This is a genomic window from Pantoea sp. X-Soil-ISGK-285, assembly GCF_059730815.1.
Genome location: NZ_AP035938.1, coordinates 2,878,960 through 2,899,028 on the forward strand (window position 1 = coordinate 2,878,960; position 20,069 = coordinate 2,899,028).

General features: G+C 56.7%; 20 protein-coding genes. 3 read left to right on the forward strand and 17 right to left on the reverse strand.

Annotated features, from left to right (window positions below; translation table 11 throughout):
- Window positions 1-35: 35 nt before the first annotated feature.
- The 15 genes from hisP to AC6I8B_RS13615 form a co-directional block, all read right to left on the reverse strand.
- Window positions 36-809: a histidine ABC transporter ATP-binding protein HisP gene (gene hisP, locus AC6I8B_RS13545; protein WP_010258014.1), complete on the reverse strand. Its 774-nt coding sequence runs from the start codon at window positions 807-809 to the stop codon at window positions 36-38.
- Between the two features lie 8 nt (window positions 810-817).
- The gene (locus tag AC6I8B_RS13550) at window positions 818-1,534 is read right to left on the reverse strand and encodes an ABC transporter permease (RefSeq protein ID WP_157352674.1); all 717 of its coding nucleotides are present in this window, start codon (window positions 1,532-1,534) and stop codon (window positions 818-820) included.
- The gene (locus AC6I8B_RS13555) at window positions 1,527-2,216 is read right to left on the reverse strand and encodes a histidine ABC transporter permease HisQ (RefSeq protein ID WP_010258006.1); all 690 of its coding nucleotides are present in this window, start codon (window positions 2,214-2,216) and stop codon (window positions 1,527-1,529) included. The genes AC6I8B_RS13550 and AC6I8B_RS13555 overlap by 8 nt, the downstream gene beginning before the upstream one ends.
- Before the next feature lie 179 nt (window positions 2,217-2,395).
- Window positions 2,396-3,178, reverse strand: a complete 783-nt coding sequence (gene argT / locus AC6I8B_RS13560) for a lysine/arginine/ornithine ABC transporter substrate-binding protein ArgT (RefSeq protein WP_010258004.1) — start codon at window positions 3,176-3,178, stop codon at window positions 2,396-2,398.
- 259 nt (window positions 3,179-3,437) lie between these two features.
- Window positions 3,438-4,007: a UbiX family flavin prenyltransferase gene (locus tag AC6I8B_RS13565; protein WP_010258003.1), complete on the reverse strand. Its 570-nt coding sequence runs from the start codon at window positions 4,005-4,007 to the stop codon at window positions 3,438-3,440.
- 112 nt (window positions 4,008-4,119) lie between these two features.
- The gene (gene purF / locus AC6I8B_RS13570) at window positions 4,120-5,637 is read right to left on the reverse strand and encodes an amidophosphoribosyltransferase (protein ID WP_010258001.1); all 1,518 of its coding nucleotides are present in this window, start codon (window positions 5,635-5,637) and stop codon (window positions 4,120-4,122) included.
- Between the two features lie 37 nt (window positions 5,638-5,674).
- Complete coding sequence (cvpA, locus tag AC6I8B_RS13575; RefSeq protein ID WP_003854265.1) at window positions 5,675-6,160, reverse strand: colicin V production protein; 486 nt, start codon at window positions 6,158-6,160, stop codon at window positions 5,675-5,677.
- Window positions 6,161-6,425: 265 nt separating this feature from the next.
- Entirely contained in the window at window positions 6,426-7,214 is a 789-nt protein-coding gene (gene dedD / locus AC6I8B_RS13580; protein WP_031590598.1) for a cell division protein DedD, read from the reverse strand.
- Entirely contained in the window at window positions 7,204-8,472 is a 1,269-nt protein-coding gene (gene folC / locus AC6I8B_RS13585) for a bifunctional tetrahydrofolate synthase/dihydrofolate synthase (protein ID WP_157352678.1), read from the reverse strand. Before folC ends, dedD begins: the two co-directional genes overlap by 11 nt.
- A gap of 94 nt (window positions 8,473-8,566) precedes the next feature.
- Window positions 8,567-9,481 carry an acetyl-CoA carboxylase, carboxyltransferase subunit beta gene (gene accD, locus AC6I8B_RS13590; protein ID WP_010257992.1) on the reverse strand — a complete coding sequence of 305 codons (915 nt, stop codon included), beginning with the start codon at window positions 9,479-9,481 and terminating at the stop codon, window positions 8,567-8,569.
- A gap of 144 nt (window positions 9,482-9,625) precedes the next feature.
- Window positions 9,626-10,288 carry a DedA family protein gene (locus tag AC6I8B_RS13595; protein WP_010257990.1) on the reverse strand — a complete coding sequence of 221 codons (663 nt, stop codon included), beginning with the start codon at window positions 10,286-10,288 and terminating at the stop codon, window positions 9,626-9,628.
- A gap of 29 nt (window positions 10,289-10,317) precedes the next feature.
- Window positions 10,318-11,121, reverse strand: a complete 804-nt coding sequence (truA, locus tag AC6I8B_RS13600; protein WP_008926481.1) for a tRNA pseudouridine(38-40) synthase TruA — start codon at window positions 11,119-11,121, stop codon at window positions 10,318-10,320.
- 2 nt (window positions 11,122-11,123) lie between these two features.
- Window positions 11,124-12,131: an aspartate-semialdehyde dehydrogenase gene (locus AC6I8B_RS13605; RefSeq protein WP_022625082.1), complete on the reverse strand. Its 1,008-nt coding sequence runs from the start codon at window positions 12,129-12,131 to the stop codon at window positions 11,124-11,126.
- Between the two features lie 302 nt (window positions 12,132-12,433).
- On the reverse strand, window positions 12,434-13,567 hold the full coding sequence (gene pdxB / locus AC6I8B_RS13610; protein WP_033778724.1) for a 4-phosphoerythronate dehydrogenase PdxB: 1,134 nt from the start codon (window positions 13,565-13,567) through the stop codon (window positions 12,434-12,436).
- Between the two features lie 55 nt (window positions 13,568-13,622).
- Window positions 13,623-14,402, reverse strand: coding sequence for an AraC family transcriptional regulator (locus AC6I8B_RS13615; RefSeq protein WP_010257982.1), 780 nt, complete (start codon window positions 14,400-14,402; stop codon window positions 13,623-13,625).
- Between the two features lie 97 nt (window positions 14,403-14,499).
- On the opposite strand from AC6I8B_RS13615, the gene AC6I8B_RS13620 reads away from it, so the two are divergent.
- Complete coding sequence (locus AC6I8B_RS13620; RefSeq protein WP_010671444.1) at window positions 14,500-15,399, forward strand: DMT family transporter; 900 nt, start codon at window positions 14,500-14,502, stop codon at window positions 15,397-15,399.
- 203 nt (window positions 15,400-15,602) lie between these two features.
- Complete coding sequence (flk, locus tag AC6I8B_RS13625; protein ID WP_010257977.1) at window positions 15,603-16,652, forward strand: flagella biosynthesis regulator Flk; 1,050 nt, start codon at window positions 15,603-15,605, stop codon at window positions 16,650-16,652.
- Window position 16,653: 1 nt separating this feature from the next.
- Here the strand turns inward: flk and AC6I8B_RS13630 are convergent, their stop codons facing one another.
- Complete coding sequence (locus tag AC6I8B_RS13630; protein ID WP_111534457.1) at window positions 16,654-17,097, reverse strand: rhodanese-like domain-containing protein; 444 nt, start codon at window positions 17,095-17,097, stop codon at window positions 16,654-16,656.
- A gap of 87 nt (window positions 17,098-17,184) precedes the next feature.
- On the opposite strand from AC6I8B_RS13630, the gene pdxR reads away from it, so the two are divergent.
- Window positions 17,185-18,609, forward strand: a complete 1,425-nt coding sequence (gene pdxR / locus AC6I8B_RS13635) for a MocR-like pyridoxine biosynthesis transcription factor PdxR (RefSeq protein ID WP_033772309.1) — start codon at window positions 17,185-17,187, stop codon at window positions 18,607-18,609.
- A gap of 85 nt (window positions 18,610-18,694) precedes the next feature.
- Here the strand turns inward: pdxR and fabB are convergent, their stop codons facing one another.
- Window positions 18,695-19,915 (reverse strand): beta-ketoacyl-ACP synthase I, encoded by a 1,221-nt coding sequence (fabB, locus tag AC6I8B_RS13640; RefSeq protein ID WP_010257968.1) that lies wholly within the window; start codon window positions 19,913-19,915, stop codon window positions 18,695-18,697.
- Window positions 19,916-20,069: the final 154 nt, after the last annotated feature.

Consider the following 20,069-nt stretch of genomic DNA (forward strand, 5'->3'; position numbering starts at 1 on the left):
GCCCTGATTCCCTCGCCTTAACTAACATCTAACCGTTACTTCAGCGATCCCTTGAGGAACTGCTGTAAACGCGGGCTTTTCGGACTGCCGAACAGTTCCGCAGGCGGTCCCTGCTCTTCGATTTTACCCTGATGCAGGAAAATGACATGACTGGAGACGTGACGGGCAAACTCCATCTCGTGGGTCACGACCACCATGGTTTTGCCCTCCTCCGCCAGCTTCTGCATGATGCGCAGTACTTCCCCGACCAGCTCCGGATCAAGCGCCGAAGTGGGTTCGTCAAACAGCAATACTTCTGGCTCCATTGCCAGCGCGCGCGCAATCGACACACGCTGCTGCTGACCGCCGGAGAGGTGAACCGGATATTTTGCCTGTGCCCGCGCATCAATCCCGACTTTATCGAGGTATTTGATGGCACGCTCACGCGCCGCCGCTTTACTCAGCCCCAGCACCTGAATCGGGGCTTCCATCACGTTTTCCAGCACGGTCATGTGACTCCACAGATTAAAATGCTGGAACACCATGGTCAGGCTGGTACGTAACGCGCGCAGCTGCTCTTTGTCAGCCACTTTGAGCTGACCATCTTTGTCACGGACTAAGGTGATTTGTTGGTTATTCACCATGATGCTGCCTTCACTCGGTTTTTCGAGGAAGTTGATGCAGCGTAAAAAGGTACTTTTCCCTGAGCCGGACGATCCAATGATACTGATCACATCGCCCGCTTTAGCAGTTAACGAGACCCCTTTCAGCACTTCATGTTCACCGTAACGCTTATGCAATTCGGTGACGCTTAATTTATTGTCAGCCATAGTTCTACTCAATGCGATGAAGAGGGTTTCACGTGGGCCAGCCAGCGACGTTCCGCCAGGCGGAACAGGCTGATCAACACGTAAGAGATAATCAGGTACAACACAGCCGCCAGACCAAAGGCGGTAAACGGCTGATAGGTTGCCGAGTTAATATCGCGCGCGATTTTCAGCAGATCCGGCACGGTGGCGGTGAAGGCCAGCGCCGTGGAGTGCAGCATCAGAATCACTTCGTTGCTGTAGGCCGGCAGTGCCGTACGCAGCGCCGATGGCAGGATAATGCAGCGATAAAGTTTAAAAGTAGAGAAGCCGTACGCCCGTGCCGCCTCAATTTCACCGTGTGGCACCGAGCGAATCGCACCGGTAAAAATTTCCGTGGTGTAGGCGCAGGTGTTGAGGGTGAAGGCGAGCAGCGTACAGTTCAGACCACTGCGGAAAAAGGCATTCAGCAGTTCAGTGCCTTTCACAATCTCCAGCGTGTACATGCCGGAGTAGAACACCAGCAGCTGCACATAGAGCGGCGTGCCGCGAAAAACGTAGGTGAAGAGCCAGACCGGAAAGCTGATAAACCGGTTAGGGGAAACCCGCGCTATCGCCAGCAGGATTGCCAGACATCCGCCAATGGTGACCGAGAGGATCAGCAGCCACAGGGTGATAGCTACACCGGTAAAACGATAACCGTCAGTCCAGAGCAGCGATTTCCAGTATTCCTGAATAATATCAATCATAACTCGCCCTCTTCACACCCACCGTATAGCGCCGGTTCAGCCACCACAGCACACCGTTTGACAGCGTGGTGAATACCAGATAAATCACACCGGCCACAATGGCGAAGTAGAACGGCTGCCAGGTACTTTTTCCTGCCAGCTGCGTCGCCTTCACCACATCTTCCAGCCCCAGCAGCGAGACCAGCGCGGTGGCTTTCAGAATCACCTGCCAGTTGTTGCCGATGCCTGGCAGCGCGTAGCGCATCATGGCCGGAAACAGAATGCGGCGGAACACCTGCGCGCCGGTAAAACCAAACGCGGTTGCTGCTTCAATCTGCCCCTGAGGCACGGCCATAAAGGCGCCGCGGAACGTTTCGGTGAAGTAGGCACCATAGATAAAGCCGAGCGTGATGATACCGGCGACCATCGGGTCGATATCAAACTGCGCCATGCCCAGCGCATCGGTTATCTGGTTGAGGACAATCTGCAGACCGTAGAAGATCAGCAGCATCAGTACAAGGTCTGGCACGCCACGAATCAGCGTGGTGTAGCCTTCAAAAATCATCGCCAGTGGCCGGCTGCGCGACAGTTTCGCGCCTGCGCCAATCAGGCCCAGCAGCACTGCCAGCACGACGGAAGTGAGAGCCAGTTCCAGCGTCACCAGCGTGCCCCGAAGAATTACATCAGAATAGCCATACAGCATCGAGAGGGTCCTGTCGTGGGGTGAAAACGAAACGCTGCCCGCAAGCGAGACGGGCAGTTTAGCTTTACCTCTCTGTTGCAGATGCCATCCGCCATTAGCGGAAAAGAACCCGATTCTGCACCTGGCAGAACCGGCTCAGACCCGGCAAAACGGACACAGAGGGTAAAGCGACAGGATGGTTAGTCGCCGTACACGTTGAAATCGAAGTATTTCTTCGCAATCTTGTCGTAGGTGCCATCTTTACGCATGTCAGCAAAGGCTTTGTCGATGGCGGCTTTCAGTTCGCTGTCATCTTTACGCAGTCCCATGCCGGTACCGACGCCAAAAATCTTGTCATCTTTCACGGCCGGACCGGCGAAGGCGTAATTTTTACCGACCGGCTGCTTCAGGAATCCTTCGCTGGCCTGCACTTCATCCTGGAAGGCAGCATCAATACGACCGGCATTCAGATCCTGATAGACCAGATCCTGGTTTGCATAAGGCGTGACGTTCACCCCTTTTGGCCGCCAGTTCTGATTGGCGTAAGTTTCCTGCGTGGTGCCCTGCAGCAGACCGATATTTTTGCCTTTCAGGGACTCAATGGTCGGCTCAATTTTCGATCCCTTCGGCGCGACTAAACGCGCGTTAGCGGCGTAGAGTTTTTCCGAGAAGGCGATCTCTTCCTGACGTTTCGCTGTGATGGAAAGTGAGGAGATGATGGCATCAATTTTCTTCGCTTTCAGCGAAGGGATCAGCGCATCAAAGTCGCTCTCTACATAGGTACATTGGGTATGAATACGTTTACAGATTTCGTTAGCGAGGTCGATATCGAAGCCCACTAACTTGCCTTGCGCGTTTTTCGACTCAAACGGTGGGTAAGTTGGATCTGTGCCGATACGGATTGAACCCGGAACCGCCGCGAAGACGCTGGCAGCACTGGATAAGCCCAGCATCAGGGAAAGAGCCAGAACACGCTTTTTCATAGATTACCCTCAAGTGAAGTGCTTTTTGTTATGTGGTTCGTGATGTGTTTGCGCAAAGTAATTTGCATGTTTCATGCCAGTTCTGCAAGTTAACCACGCTGTTAGCGTGATGTCAGACAGGCGAAAACGCTGTGTTTGTGAGGGGAATATAGCAGTGAAGTAAAAGAGAAAAAGCGACGTTGTTAACTTTTGGTGCGTCAAATGCACGAAGAGTGATCCGAGGCGCGCTTATGCACTAAATAAGTGCGCCAGCGGAACTTTATGCACCCTGCCAGCGCGTGAAGAGATCTTCCGATAATTCGATATCAAACTGGTCGATCACCCGGTTAACGGTCTGATCGATCAGCTGATCGATCGTTTCAGGCCGATGATAGAATGCCGGCACGGGTGGCATAATAATGGCACCCAGCTCTGCGGCAGTGGTCATCATTCGCAAATGGCCAACATGCAGCGGGGTTTCGCGCACGCACAGCACCAGCTTACGCTGCTCTTTTAACACCACGTCAGCCGCACGGGTCAGCAACGAGTCACTGTAACTGTGGACGATGCCAGAGAGCGTTTTCATTGAGCAGGGTAAAATCGCCATGCCCAGAGTTTTAAACGATCCAGATGAGATATTTGCTGCAATATCGCGCACGTCATGCACCACATCGGCCAGCGCCTGCACGTCACGCAGCGAATAATCGCTCTCCAGCCCCAGCGTCTGACGCGCCGCCTGACTCATAACCAGATGCGTTTCTACTTCTTCCACCTGCTGCAACACCTGCAGCATGCGCACGCCATAGATCACCCCGCTTGCGCCAGAGATGCCAATGATGAGTCGTTTCATATTCCAACCTTATGTCAGCCAATGGGCCATCATACGCGGCCTGCGGGTTTCTGAAAACAAACAGGGCGGGATTGCTCCCGCCCTGTTTTATGCTGCCCGCCTGCTGAAGGTATCAGCCTTCGTTGTGCAGCTCGAGGTTTTCGACTTCGTTCTGCCGCTGAAGCGCTTTGGCATCATCATTACGCAGCGACTCAAGATACTCCAGATATTGCTGATCGACATCTTTCGTCACGTAAATGCCGTTGAACACCGAGCACTCAAATTGTGCAATGTCCGGATTCTCTTCGCGAACCGCTTCGATCAGATCGTCCAGATCCTGGAAGATCAGCGCATCGGCTTTAATCAGCTGGCGAATCTCTTCCACTTCACGGCCATGCGCAATCAGTTCCGTGGCGCTAGGCATATCGATACCGTAGACGTTCGGGAAACGAATTTCCGGCGCCGCTGACGCCAGATAAACCCTTTTTGCGCCCGCTTCACGCGCCATCTCAATAATCTGCTCTGAGGTGGTACCGCGAACAATAGAGTCATCCACCAGCAGCACGTTTTTATCACGGAATTCGGCGCGGTTAGCGTTGAGCTTGCGGCGCACCGCGCTGCGGCGTAACTGCTGGCCCGGCATGATAAAAGTACGGCCAACGTACCGGTTCTTCACGAAGCCCTGGCGATAGGGTTTGTCGAGAATACGTGCAATTTCCAGCGCGATATCGGTGGAGGTTTCAGGAATCGGAATCACAACGTCGATATCGAGATCTTCCCACTCGCGCGCAATTTTCTCACCCAGCTTGGTGCCCATACGAACACGGGCGCTGTAGACCGAGATTTTGTCGAGGAAGGAGTCGGGACGCGCAAAATAGACATACTCGAACAGGCACGGATTGCTTTTCGGATTTTCAGCGCACTGGCGGGTAGACAGCTGGCCCGCCTCAGTCACATAAACCGCTTCACCCGGTGCAACGTCACGGATGAACTCAAAGCCCAGCGTATCCAGCGCCACGCTCTCGGAGGCGACCATATATTCGGTGCGGCCATCAGCGATAACGCGCTTGCCCAGCACCAGCGGACGGATACCGTTAGGATCACGGAAGGCGACCATGCCGTGGCCGATAATCATCGACACTACCGCATAGGCTCCGCGCACCTGCTGATGCACGGCAGCAACCGCAGCAAAGATGTTGTCGGCTGTCAGCGGATCGTTTTGGAAACGATCTAACTCCTGCGCAAAGATGTTCAGCAGGATTTCAGAATCTGAGGTGGTATTAACGTGACGGCGGCCCTTTTCAAACAGGTGCTTACGCAGCACATGGGCGTTGGTCAGGTTACCGTTGTGCGCCAGGGTGATGCCATACGGGGAGTTTACATAGAATGGCTGCGCTTCAGAGGCACTGGAGCTTCCCGCGGTTGGATAACGCGCGTGACCGATCCCCATATTGCCCTGCAGACGCTGCATGTGGCGTGCTTCGAAAACGTCGCTGACCAGGCCGTTTGCCTTTCGCAGGCGAAAACATTTCAGCGCATCGATAGTACAAATGCCTGCGGCATCCTGCCCGCGGTGCTGGAGCACCGTTAACGCGTCATAGATCGACTGGTTGACCGGCATGAAACCGGTGATACCGACAATACCGCACATGTTGTCATTTCCTCATTAAGCCGCACTCCCGGTCACATCACCGGGGTAAAAAACTCGACGTGCTTTTCAGGTAATCAAAAAACCACCTGATTATATAACTGAACTCGGGAATGAGTTGAGACTGTTGCCAGTCCGGACTTTTGGAAAACCCAGTGAATGTATCGAGGAAGAACAGCAAAGCGGCTACGATCAGCACACCACGCAATGCCCCGAAACAGACGCCCAACACCCGGTCGGTTCCCGACAGGCCGGTTTTTTCCACCAGCGTGCCGATAACGTAGTTCACAATGGCCCCCACAATCAGGGTTGCCACAAACAGCACACCGATGGCGATACCGTTACGAACCAGTTCGTCGTCAAAACCTGTAAACCAGACTGCAAGGTAGGCGTAGTAATGACTGGCGACAAAAAACGCGCATCCCCAGGTAACAAGAGATAAGGCTTCCCGGACAAACCCACGGACCAGGCTGACCAGAGCCGAAAAACCAACTACCGCAATAATGACGTAATCAATCCAGATCATGAACTCTTCCAGCGCCAGTGCAATTGCACCCCTGCATCCAGTTCGGGGCGCATTCTAACAGAAAAAGAAAACGTTTGCGTAGCGGTTTTCTTTTTCTGCATCCATAAAAAAGGCGATGAAAAAAAACGCTATCGCCCGGGTGATTCTCAACCGGACAGGCCGTTGAAAATCGTCAATTTTTTTCGCGGCAGCGCGCATTAAACGCGCTGTCTGAGGGGTAAAAGACGCTGCCTGTTACTGCTATCGGCAGCGCCAATCGCCCGTTTTAGCGGGCGCTGTATGGCTTCACGACACCGCCCAGTCCTGAGATACTTTTCAGCTCGCCAACCGCACTCTGCATTTTGGCTTTCGACGCATCAGGCCCAACGTAAATGCGGGTGATCTGACCCTGTACCGGCGTTGAAGGCACGGTAAAGGCGCGATAGCCCGACAGCCGCAGCTGCGCGACAATCTCATTCACTTTGCTGGCGTTTTTCAGCGCACCTAACTGCACCACATAAGCCTGCCCTGCCGGCGCTGTCGTCTCTGCTGATTTTGGCGCCTCTTCCTGCTTCGGCTGTTCGACCACTTTAGGCTGTTCAACCGGTTTAGGTTTAGGCTGCTCCACGGCTTTTGGCTTCTGCTGTTCGACCGGCTTCTGCTTAGGCTGTTCTGTTACTTTCGGTTTCTGCTGCTCAACGACCTTCGGCTTCGTCACCGTCTGTGCGGGCACAGACTGATGGACCGGCGGCGGCGAGACCACTACCGGATCGCTCTCGTCTTCCGGTTGAGTCCGACCCTGCTCTGCCGTAGCGTTGGTTTTACCGTTGCCATTGCCATTGCTGCTGCTGACCGCATTGCCCGCGCCTTCCGGCGGCTGTGCCGGCAGCGACTGGGTTACCGGCGGCACCATTTCGCTGTCCTGCTGATCGTCAGGTTTCGGCACCAGCGGAATGGCGGCGAACTCCTCTTTGTAATGCTTTTTCTGACCATCCAGCAGCCCTGGCAGCACAATCACGCCAACGGCGACCAGAATAACGGTGCCGACTAAACGGTTCTGAAACTTACTTGCCACGTCCTTTCTCCGTTTCAATCGATTCCATGACCTGTGCAACGGTGTGGAATGAACCACAGACCAGCACAATGTCCTGCGGCGCTGCCCGCTGGCGTGCCTGCTGCCAGGCCAGCTCAACCGAACTAAAAGCCTCGCCCTGCGACAGGTTGTTCAGCAGTTGCTCAGCACTGGCGCCACGCGGGCCCTCGAGGGGCGCGCAGTACCAGGTATCGACCACCGGTGCCAGCGCCGCCAGCGTACCGGCGATATCTTTATCATGCAGCATACCCACCACGGCATGCACTTTGCCGCGTTTCGGCAGTGACGACAGCCGCGACGCCAGATATGCTGCCGCATGCGGGTTATGGGCGACATCCAGAATAATGCGTGGTGATTCGCTGAGGGTCTGAAAACGGCCTGGCAGCATCGCCAGCGGCAGGCTGGCGCGAATCTGCGCCTCACTGACCTCAAGCCCGGAGACCCGCAGCGCCACCAGCGCGGTCGCCGCGTTAGGCAGCGGCACCTGCGGCAGCGGCAGATCGTTCAGCTCACCCGTCGCATCACGCAGTGACCAGCTTTCTGCCTGCGCATGCCACGACCAGTCACGGTTGCGCTGCAACAGCTGCGCACCTTTTTCCTGTGCGACCACGGCAATACTCTGCGGCATATCCGGTTCACCCACTACCGCAGGTTTCCCCGCCCGGAACACACCCGCTTTTTCACGCCCGATGCTTTCGCGATCCGGGCCAAGCCAGTCGGTGTGATCGAGCGCAATGCTGGTGACCACCGCGACATCGGCATCCACGATGTTTGTCGCATCCAGCCGTCCGCCGAGGCCGACTTCGAGGATCACGACATCCAGCTGCGCCTGGCGGAACAGATTCAACGCAGAGAGCGTGCCAAATTCAAAATAGGTCAGCGAAATATCTGCACGTCCGGCTTCAATCTCCGCAAAGCTGGCGCAGTGCTGCGCTTCACTCAGCTCCTCTCCCTGAACCCGCACGCGCTCGGTATAGCGCACCAGATGCGGTGAGCTGTACACGCCAACGCGGTAGCCCGCGGCGATCAGCAGCGTTTCCAGGGTGCGACAGGTGGTGCCTTTGCCATTGGTACCGGCCACGGTAAAGACAAAAGGAGCGGGTTTCAGCAGGTCGAGACGAAGCGCTACCTGACGAATACGGTCCAGACCCAGTTCAATGGCCTGAGTATGCAGGTGCTCAAGATAATAAAGCCACGTGGCCAAAGGCGACGTGGCTTGGGGAAGGTGAAGATTGTCCATATGTCCCGTTTTGCTTATTTATACCTGGCAGGCTGCTGCTGCGGTATACGGTGCATTGGTAAGAGGTGCTTTGGACGCACCTCTCTATCTCCTGTCAGGCCTCGTTGCTTTCCGATTCAGTCGTCGCCGGAGCGGACTGTTCACCGTCATGCAGCGGTGCCGGCAGGTTCATCATTTTTGCCAGCAGGCTTGCCAGTTTGTAGCGCATTTCCGGACGGCGAATGATCATATCAATCGCGCCCTTTTCAATCAGGAACTCACTGCGCTGGAAGCCCGGCGGCAGTTTTTCACGCACGGTCTGCTCAATAACGCGTGGGCCGGCAAAGCCGATCAGTGCTTTAGGTTCCGCGATATTGAGGTCGCCCAGCATGGCAAAACTGGCCGAAACGCCACCCATGGTCGGGTCAGTCAGCACGGAAATATAAGGCAGACCGCGCTCACGCATTTTTGCCAGTGCCGCACTGGTTTTCGCCATCTGCATCAGCGACTGCAGCGCTTCCTGCATACGCGCCCCGCCGCTGGCGGAGAAGCAGATCAGCGGGCAGTTATCTTCTAACGCCTGCTCAACCGCACGTACAAAACGCGCACCGACCACAGAGCCCATTGAACCGCCCATAAAGGCAAATTCAAAGGCTGCCGCAACAACCGGCATGCCGTGCAGCTGACCTTTCATGACCACCAGCGCATCTTTCTCACCGGTGTCTTTCTGGGCCGCGATCAGACGATCTTTGTACTTTTTGGAGTCACGGAACTTGAGCAGATCTTTAGGTTCAAGTTCACTACCCAGCTCAACCATCGTGCCCTGATCGAGGACACTGCCGAGGCGCTCACGTGCGTGCATCCGCATGTGATGGTCACACTTCGGGCAGACCTCAAGATTACGCTCCAGCTCGGCGCGGTAGAGCACCTGACCACAGCTGTCACACTTGGTCCAGACCCCTTCCGGGATACTGGCTTTGCGCACAGGCGTTCCGGTGCTTTTATTAAGAATGCGTTCAATCCAGCTCATTGATGACCTTTCTGTTTAAAACTGACCTGGTCCAGTCGTCTTGATACTGCTGAAAACCGCTTCAGCAGACGGTAAATGTCGCTCATTAAACCACAACCTGTTCAGACTGTGGATAAAAATCTGGTCTTACCCCTGAGCGCAGCCTTACGGCTGCTTCTGCTGCTTAGCCTGACGGCGATGACGCCAGACTTCAATCACACCTGGCAGAATCGAGACCAGGATAATGCCCACAATCAGCAGCTTCAGGTTTTCCTGCACCACCGGCAGATCGCCAAACAGGTAGCCGGCATAGGAGAACAGCAGCACCCAGAGCAGCGCACCCGTTACGTTGAACAGCGCGAAGTGGCGATAGGACATATGGCCCATACCGGCAACAAACGGCGCAAAGGTTCGCACGATCGGCACGAAGCGCGCCAGGATAATGGTTTTTCCACCATGACGGGCATAAAACGCATGGGTTTTATCCAGATGGCTGCGACGGAAAATCTTCGAGTTCGGGTTACTGAACAACCTTTCGCCAAACAGGCGGCCAATGGTGTAGTTCACTGCGTCGCCCAGAACCGCGGCCACCACTAATAATGCCACCATCACATGCACATTAAGATCGTTACCCGGCAACGCCGCCAGTGCGCCCGCCACAAACAGCAACGAGTCACCCGGCAGGAAGGGCGTCACCACCAGACCGGTTTCGCAGAACAAAATCAGGAACAAAATAGCGTAAATCCAGATACCGTACTGTGCAACCAATTCGGCAAGATGCACATCAATGTGCAGAATAAAATCAACCAGAAAATGGAGAAACTCCATGGCGCGCCCTTTTAAGTCCTGAAAGTGAATTAATCCGCGAGGAACAACGGTCCCATCGACGGCTGTGGTAACGCAAAGTGGGATGGGTAATCCACCGCCACCAGATACAACCCCTCTGCCCGGGCTGTGGCTGCGGCTAATGTCCGATCCTTCGCCGCCAGCAGCGTTGCCATCCATGACTCCGGCTTATTGCCGCAGCCTATCTCCATCAGGCTGCCCACGATATTGCGCACCATGTGATGCACAAAGGCATTGGCTTTGATATCCACAATCACGTAGGGACCCTGACGCGTCACGTTGAGGTGAATCACGTTGCGCCACGGTGTACGCGACTGGCACTGCACCGCGCGGAATGAGGTGAAATCATTCTCGCCTAACAAACATTGCCCGGCTCGCTGCATTTTCTCTGCATCCAGAGGATGGTAAAAGTGCGTCACGCCCTGCGCCAGCACCGCCGGACGCAGACGCTGATTGTAGATCAGGTAGCGATAGCGTCGGGCCGTGGCGCTGAAGCGGGCATGAAATTCATCCGGCACCGCTTTCACCCAGCGCACCGCAATATCCGGCGGCAGATTAGCGTTGACGCCCAGCGTCCAGGCGCCATCAGGCCGCTGCGAGGTGGTCTCGAAATGGACCACCTGCCCCGTCCCGTGTACGCCTGCATCGGTGCGGCCAGCACAAAAAATGCTGACCGGATGATCGGCGACTTTCGACAGCGCGCGTTCTACCTTCTCCTGCACGCTGCGGACTTCATTCTGACGCTGCCAGCCGTAGTAACGGCTACCGTCATACTCGATGCCGAGCGCCAGTTTTTGCGTCTGACCATCGGACATGGTTACAGATACTCCTGAACCAGTTTCTCAGCGGTTTTCACCGCCATCAGCGCGCCGCCAAAACGAATGTTGTCCGCTACTGACCAGAACTGCAGCAGCTCCGGGATACCGTAGTCGTTGCGCACAGCGCCGATGCTCAGTTCGCCGTTGCCTGAGGCATCCGTGACCGGCGTCGGCACTTCATCCTCTTCGCTCAGACGAATATCTGACGCCAGCGCCAGTTCGGCACGCGCTTCTTCCGCAGAGAGCGGGCGCAGGTTTTCGATATGCACAATCTGCGCATTACCGTAGAACACCGGAGCCTGTACGCTGCTGACCGCAATCGGTAAGCCTTCGTCCTGCAATACCTTACGCACCTGATCAATCAGGCGACGCTCACTCTCCACGCTGCCTTCTGCGTCGGCCTGTTGTGGCATCAGGTTAAACGCCAGCTGACGACCAAAATGGTGTTCATCGGCCGGAATACCGTTCAGCAGGCGGGCACTTTCCCCGGCCAGCGCATCGACAGCCACTTTGCCGTAGCTGGAGACTGAGATCAGGTTAGTCACCTGTAAACGACTCAATCCGGCCGCATCCACCAGCGGTTTAATTGCGGTCAGCAGCTGGCTTACCAGGTTGTCCGCCACGCTGATGATGTTGCGATTGCGATAATCTGCCAGCACCTGCGGATTCACATCTGGCACCACCAGCGGCACATCGGGTTCCAGCGCAAACAGCTCGCTGCTGTCGATCACCAGACAACCGGCATTGGCCGCTTCATCGGCAAAGCGCGCCGAGGCGTCACGTCCCGCCACGAAAAAGGCCAGCTGCGCCTGTGACCAGTCGAACGTCTCCGCATTTTCGACCCGCACCGAGCGGCCTTCGAAACGTTTGATTTCGCCCGCGCTGTTTTCGCTGGCCAGCAAATATAATTCACCAACCGGGAACTGGCGTTCCGCCAGCAGTTCCAGTACAGCGTTCCCTACTGCGCCTGTCGCGCCAAGTAGCGCAATATTCCAGCCGTCAGACATGTTGGTTTACTCCAGACAATGACATAAAAACAGAAGGCGGTGATATTCACCGCCCAGGGATTCAGATTTATCCCCGTCGTCTTTCACGTTGCATCTTTGTTGGCTGCGTTCACTCACCCGAATCACTTACCTGAGTAAGCGCATCGGGATTCGTTCTCTTGCCGCCTCAATGCAACCCGAAATCCATTGGGTATATCCCCCCAGAACCCGCCGTCATGCAGACATGCCAGCAGCGCCCGCCTTCCGTTCACTGATTAATTCAGTGCGGAAACCGCGCCAGGGCGCCTGACCTGCAGCGCCCGCTATTCCGGGGAGATGATTGCGTTAAAGCCCAGCTGGTTCAGCAGCTCAGCGGTTGTGGCGTCATCGCAGTTCACCTGCAGCGATGACCACTCGCGGCGCTCCTGATACTGCTTGCGCAGGCGATCAAACTCGCCGGGTTTCGCCGCCACTTTACGCAGGGGGGCATCATCGCGGCGCACATCATACACCAGATGCGCCAGGCGTTTCAGCGTTGGCTGATCCAGCGGGCCATTCAGGGTGATTTCACTGAATTCCGGCACCGGCAGTAAGGTGCTGAGCGGCACCTGCTGCGGCTGACCAATAAAGTCGCACCAGGCTTCAAACACCTGGGTGGTGCCGCGCGCTTTGCCTTCCAGCGTGTAGCCCGCGATGTGCGGCGTGGCGATATCGACCTTATCCAGCAGCGCCAGCGACAGATCCGGCTCCGGCTCCCAGACATCCAGCACGACGCTAAGATCGTGCCGCATTTTCAGCACCTCCAGCAGCGCGCTGTTGTCCACCACCGGGCCGCGACAGGCGTTGATCAGAATAGTATTAGGCTTTAGCGCCATCAGCAGCGCCGCATCCGCCAGATGCCAGCTTTTATACGGGCCCTCTTTAAACAGCGGCGTATGGAACGTCAGAATATCAGCCTGCTCTGTCACAGCCTCCAGCGACAGGAAATCCCCCTCATCACCGCGATCGGCGCGCGGCGGATCGCACAGCAGGGTTTTGATGCCCCAGGCCTCAAGACGCTTTTGCAGTCGCCCACCGACGTTACCGACGCCAACGATGCCGACAGTGCGGTCACGCAGCTGGAAACCATCGCGTTCCGCCAGCAGCAACAGCGCAGAAAAAACATACTCCACCACCGCAATGGCGTTACAGCCGGGTGCGGCAGAGAACGCAATGCCCGCCTGCTGCAGCCAGTTCTCGTCGATATGATCGGTGCCCGCCGTGGCGGTTCCGACAAATTTCACCGGCTTTCCTGCCAGCAGGGCCTCATTAACCTGGGTGACTGAGCGCACCATCAGGCCATCGGCATCGGCCAGTTCAGCCACCGGCAGCGGACGCCCCGGCACCGCGACCACGTCGCCGGTACGGCTGAATAGCTCACGGGCATAAGGCATATTTTCATCGACCAGAATTTTCACCACGGCTTTCCTGTCAGTTACATATCAGGCAATTATTCTGGCACAAAGCGACGCGTTAGCCTAACCGCGCACGGTAGCGTTCGGGCGTGGTTCCCGCCTGTTGCTGGAACATCACAATCAGCGCCGAAGCTGAACTGTACCCCAGCTCATGGGCGATGCTCTGCACGCTTTCCCCCTGCTCCAGCAGCACAATGGCGCGCAGAAACCGCAGCCGCTGCCGCCACTCGCCAAAGGTCATATGAAGCTGCTGCTGGCAGCGCCGCGCCAGCGTCCGTTCGGTGGTAAAGACCCGCGCCGCCCAGCCTGCCAGCGTGGTGTTATCGCCCGGATGCGCTTCCAGCGCATGTAACACCGGCGCCAGAAATTTATCGTCAGAGGTGGGCAGATAACTCTCCTGTACCTGCGCCAGCTGCAGGCGATCGCGCAGCACCTCGCACAGCCGCCACTGCGCATCCGTTTCGGGTTGCTCGATTTGCTGCTCAGCAAACTCATCCATAATGGCATGTGCAATGGGATCGACCAGCAGCAGGCAGGCGCGCCGGGGCAGATCGGCGCATAACGGGGCCGCCAGATTAAAGGTACGGAACTGTGCCTGACGATGGTTATAGCTACTATGAAGCTGACCCGGTGGGATCCAGACCGGAATATCTGCCGGTGTCAGCAATCGCTCACCCTCGACCTGCATCTCCAGTACGTGGCTTTTCACCATAATGAGCTGACCCCAGGCATGCGCATGCGGCAGATATTCGGTGCGGGCATTGGCCTGCTCATAACGCATAAAGTAGCGCAGTTGCGGCGCGTCAAGGGGCGGCTGGTAGATCACTTTCAGGGTCATTCTGTCCGCTCCACAACTAATTTTGTCCGATATTAACTATCTGAATAAATCCGGACAAGCGTACACTGCGCCTCATTATGGCGTGTGGAGAGTCAGCATGTTTTTCCTGTACCCGCTCTTTGCGGTAATAATCTGGTCGATCAACTCAATTGTCAGCAAACTCTCGGCGGATGCGATCGATCCGGCGGCGATCTCATTCTACCGCTGGTTACTGGCGCTGCTGGTGCTGACGCCCTTTGTGCTGCCCGGCGTCTGGCGCACGCGTCAGGTCATTAAACCGCACCTCTGGCGGCTGGCGATCCTTGGCCTGCTCGGCATGGTGCTCTATCAGAGTCTCGCCTACTACGCAGCACAAAGTGTCAGCGCACTCTTTATGGGCATTATCGGCGCCCTCATCCCCCTGCTCACCGTGCTGCTGAGCGTGGTGATCCTACGGATTGCGCCGACGCTGGGCATCCTGCTCGGCAGCATCATCTCCTTTACCGGTCTGGTGTGGCTGGTCAGTGAGGGCAACGTGATGCAGCTGCTGAATCACGGTCTGGGCAAAGGTGAACTGCTGATGCTGGCCGCCTCCGCCGCCTATGCGCTGTATGGCGTGCTGACACGACGCTGGGCACTGCCGCTGCCGATCTGGCAAAGCCTGTATGTGCAGATTTTATTTGGCGTCGTTCTGCTGCTGCCTGGTTTTCTGCTGGCCCCCGAGGTGGCGCTTAACCGGCACAACCTGCCGCTGGTGGCCTTTGCCGGTCTGTTTGCTTCGATCATCGCGCCGTTCCTGTGGATCCACGGTGTGCAGCGTCTGGGTGCCAGCACCACCAGTATCTTTATGAATCTGATCCCGGTATTTACCGCGGTGATCGCGGTGATTTTTCTGCATGAGCAACTACACAGTTACCACTGGATTGGCGGCGGTCTGACGCTTGGCGGTGTGATACTGGCGCAGCGGCTGCGTACCCCCTTAACCCGCCGTAAACCGGTGAGTCACCCGCTGCCCTGAATAGCGCGGCCGGCAGATTACGGGTAGCGGCTGTGGCGAGTGAGGGTACTGTTGAGGATGGCAGTGAAGAGAGTCTACAGCTGAAGCGTAAATCTCGCGCCGAAACGCATGTCCCCCGTGGGATTTCCCGGGGGCTTTTGCTATCATGGCCTATTCATTTTCCGGCGCACCCCACGCTGTTCTGTTTTCCCAAGGAATCCGCCATGCAACCACTCAGCGGCCCCGGTGTGCCGGTCGGCGATCGTTCATCTGTCAATCCGCAAACTGGCGTAACGCGTCACGGTTCAGTGGCCGGTGAACAGCCCCTCTCCCCTGCGCAGCGCACAACGTTAGAACGCCTGATCGTGCGTATCTCATCGCTCAGTAATCTTAAAGCGCCTGAACTGTGGGCGGGCGTACGCCATGAAGTGGGCGTAAAAAGTGAAGCGGAGTTGCAATCGCGTCATTTTCCGGCAGCGGAACAGTACCTTAATGGCCGCCTTACGCAGACGCAAAATGGGCATGCCACACGCCAGCTGATGACCCAGCTCACCGATCTGCTGCCGAAAGGGAATAACCGTCAGGCCGTCAGCGACTTTATCCGTCAGCAATTTGGTCAGACCGTACTGAGCGCGCTGAGCCAGGATCAGCTGCGCCAGGTGCTGACGATGCTGCAGAACGGGCAGATGACCATTCCTCAGCCGCAGCAGATCCGCGTCAGCGATCGCACGCTGCTGCCTGCCGAGCACCATACGCTGAATCAGCAGGTGGTACGCCTGGCCGCTGCCACTGGCGAATCCACCGGTAAGCTGTGGACGGCTGCGCTGAAACTGGTCAATCTGACCAGCGGTGATCCCATCCCGTCGCGCCACTTCCCACTGCTGACACAGTATCTGCAGGTACGTCAGACGTTGAGTCAGCACAGCGCACCGACGCTGCAATTGCTGGAAGCGTCCCTGAAACAGCCGCTTGATCAGCAGGAGCGGCAGCAACTGGAGGATTACAGCCAGCAGCGTTTCCAGGCCACGCCGCAGACGGTGCTCACCGTAACGCAGACCCAGGATCTGCTGAACTTCCTGTTCAGCCGTCGCGCCGACCGGGCAGAAAAACTTCTCGAACAGCCTCTGGCAGCCAGCGAGATTAAACCGCAGCCGATCTGGTCGCCCTTTGTTGCGTCGCTGCCGCCCGCGATTCAGCCTCTGGCAGAGCGCCCCCTGCTGGGCTTCTTTGTCGCTCTGGTCGTCATCACCCTTTTACTCTGGGTGGTCCTCTGAGTTAACAACCACAGAATGCTTTGGGCGCGGCGACTGGCCATTCGCCCGGTGCATCACCCCAGGTCAGCGGATGACCGTCACGTTTCCAGAAATCCAGCCCGCCAATCAACTCCTTCACCTGAAATCCCAGCGAGGCCAGTTTCCAGGCCGCTTTCGTCGAGCCGTTACAGCCAATGCCGTCACAATACGTGACATAAACTTTGCTGCGATCGAGCCGGGCCGTGGTAGTGGCATCCATCTCGCGATGCGGAAAGTTGATCGCGCCGCAAATATGCCCTGCGCGATAAGCCTCCGGCGCGCGAGCATCGATTACCACGATATCCGGGATTTGCTGCCCCAGATCTTCCGCCAGATCCCAGGCGTCGGTGTAAAAAGCGAGTTTTGCCTGCAGATAGTCGAGGCTTTGCTGCGGGGTGGCGGCCGGAATTCGTAAAACCGATGACATAGCGATTCTCCTGTTGTGGTGAGTCTGCAGTTTACGGCAAAGTGGACTGCTTACTGATACCCATTCCCCATCAGGTATAAGACCCATATGTCTTCACCGTTATTACAACTTTTTCAGCATCAGACCAGTGGCGGCGTGCGCGAGCGGCTCTGCTCTACCCTGCGACTGGCGATCAACCGGCACCATCTGCATGCTGGTCAGCAGTTGCCGTCCAGTCGTCAGCTGGCGCAGGATCTGCGTCTGTCACGTGTGACGGTGGAAGCGGCCTACGGACAGCTGGAAAGTGAAGGCTATCTGCGACGCGAGACCGGTCGCGGTACTTTTGTTGCCATCATCATCCCCACCCACTCATCATCATTTCCAGCCCGGCCTCAGCCCGTCCGTTTCTCGGCGCGGGGCCAGCAGGTACTGGCAACCGGTGGCTGTCAGGATCCCCCTTTTCCCCATGCATTCGCCGCCGGTTCACCGGAGTTACGCGCTTTTCCCCATGACACGTGGCGACGCCTCGGCAGCAGCGTGCAGCGTTCACTGGGCAGTGCCGCAATGGGATACGGCGATCCCTGCGGCTACCTGCCGTTACGCAGCGCACTCGCGGATTATCTGGCACTTTCCCGGGGCGTGGCATGCCAGCCGGAACAGGTGATCATTCTGACCAGTTCACAACAGGCACTGCAGTTACTGGCAATGATGTTCGTCGATCCCGGTGATGAGGTATGGATGGAGGAGCCGGGCTATCCTGGTGCGCGTAACGCCTTTCTGGCTGCCGGCGCACAGGTGCGCGGGATTGAGGTCGATGCCGAAGGTGCCATCCCCGCCAGCGGCAGTGCAAAACTGATGTATCTGACGCCATCGCATCATTACCCTACCGGCGTGACGCTGAGCCTGACGCGACGCCTGGCGTGGCTGGACTGGGCGCAGCGCAACCGGTGCTGGCTGATCGAAGACGATTATGACAGCGAATTTCACTACGACGAACGTCCTATCCCTGCGCTACAGGGACTGGATCGCCATCAGCGGGTGATTACGCTGGGTACCTTCTCGAAGTCGCTGTTTCCCTCCCTGCGGCTGGCCTGGATGGTGGTCCCGCCCGCGCTGATTACCCCCATAGGCCAGGCACGCAGCGTGCTGGATGGACACAGCGCCCTGCTGCCGCAGGCTGTCACCGCCGCCTTTCTGCAACAGGGACATTTCGCCAGCCATCTGCGGCTGATGCGTCAGCTCTATCGCAGCCGTCGCGATCTGCTGCTGACGCTAATCGCTCAGCAACTGTCGCCGTGGATCACGCCGATTGTCAGCAGCGGCGGATTGCAGGTAACTGTCAGACTGCAACAGGATGAAGCGCGATTAAGCGCACTGGCGGCTCAACAGGGTTTGCTGCTGCCGCGTCTGAGTCCGCTTTATGCCGGGCCTTCGTCTCAGCAAGGCTGGATGCTGGGCTTTGCCGCACTGACGCCTGACGAGATTGTGGCAGGATGCGATACATTGCTGCGGCTGCTGCAGCGGGAGGGCTAAAACGGAGGGTTGAACGAGGTAAAGCGGATGGGCTGTAAAACAAAAAGGGCCGGCAAGCCGGCCCTTCAGAGTGCTGACGTAATAATTACGCCTGATATTTACGCATGGTCAATGTGGCGTTGGTACCGCCAAAACCAAAGCTGTTAGACATCACGGTAGTCAGCTCTTTTTCCATCGGCTCAGTGACGATGTTCATACCGGTTGCTGCCGCATCAAGCGAGGTGATGTTGATGCTTGGCGCGATAAAGCCATGCTCCAGCATCAGCAGCGAGTAGATCGCTTCCTGCACGCCAGCCGCACCCAGAGAGTGGCCGGTCATCGCTTTCGTTGCTGAGATGTATGGCGTGTTATCGCCAAACACTTCACGAATCGCACCCAGCTCTTTCACATCACCCACCGGGGTAGAGGTTCCGTGGCTGTTCAGATAGTCAATCGGGGTATCGACACCGTGCATCGCCATCTTCATGCAGCGCACTGCGCCTTCACCTGATGGAGCAACCATGTCTGCACCGTCTGAAGTGGCACCATAACCGACGATTTCGGCATAGATATGCGCACCACGTGCCAGCGCATGCTCCAGCTCTTCAACGACGACCATGCCACCGCCACCGGCGATAACAAAGCCGTCGCGCTCATTGTCATAAGTGCGTGACGCTTTTTCTGGCGTGTCGTTGTAACGGGTAGAGAGCGCGCCCATGGCGTCGAACTCACAGGCCATTTCCCAGCACAGCTCTTCGCCGCCGCCCGCAAAAACGATATCCTGTTTGCCAAGCTGGATCTGCTCAACGGCGTTACCGATACAGTGCGCAGAGGTGGCACAGGCGGAGCTAATCGAGTAATTTACGCCATGAATTTTGAATGGCGTTGCGAGGCAGGCAGAGACGCCAGAGGCCATCGCTTTGGTGACCACATAAGGGCCAACCGCTTTCAGGCCGCGTGGGCTGCGCATTGCGTCAGCACCAAATACCTGGAAACGTGGGGAGCCGCCGCCTGAACCCGCAATCAGACCCACACGTGGGTTGCTCTGATACGCTTCAGCGCTAAGGCCAGAATCTTTAATCGCTTCTTCCATGGAAAGATAAGCATAGATGGACGCATCACTCATAAAGCGCACAACTTTGCGATCGATGAGGCCGGTGGTATCTAATTTAACGTTACCCCAGACGTGACTACGCATGCCGGAATCTTTCATCTCTTCAGAAAAGGTGATGCCAGAGCGTCCTTCACGCAGAGATGACAGCACCTCCTGCTGGTTATTACCAATACTGGAAACGATCCCTAAGCCAGTAATCACAGCACGTTTCATTCAATCTTCCTCATCCACTTCTTCTTAATTGGCATGCACTCTAGCGTACACTTGTACGCCGAACAAGTCCGATCAGCTATTTCCTTTTGTAAATTTGCGTCATGTCACGCGGGTCGCTAGAATCGCGCCACTGCCTGAAAAACGAGCCTTTACC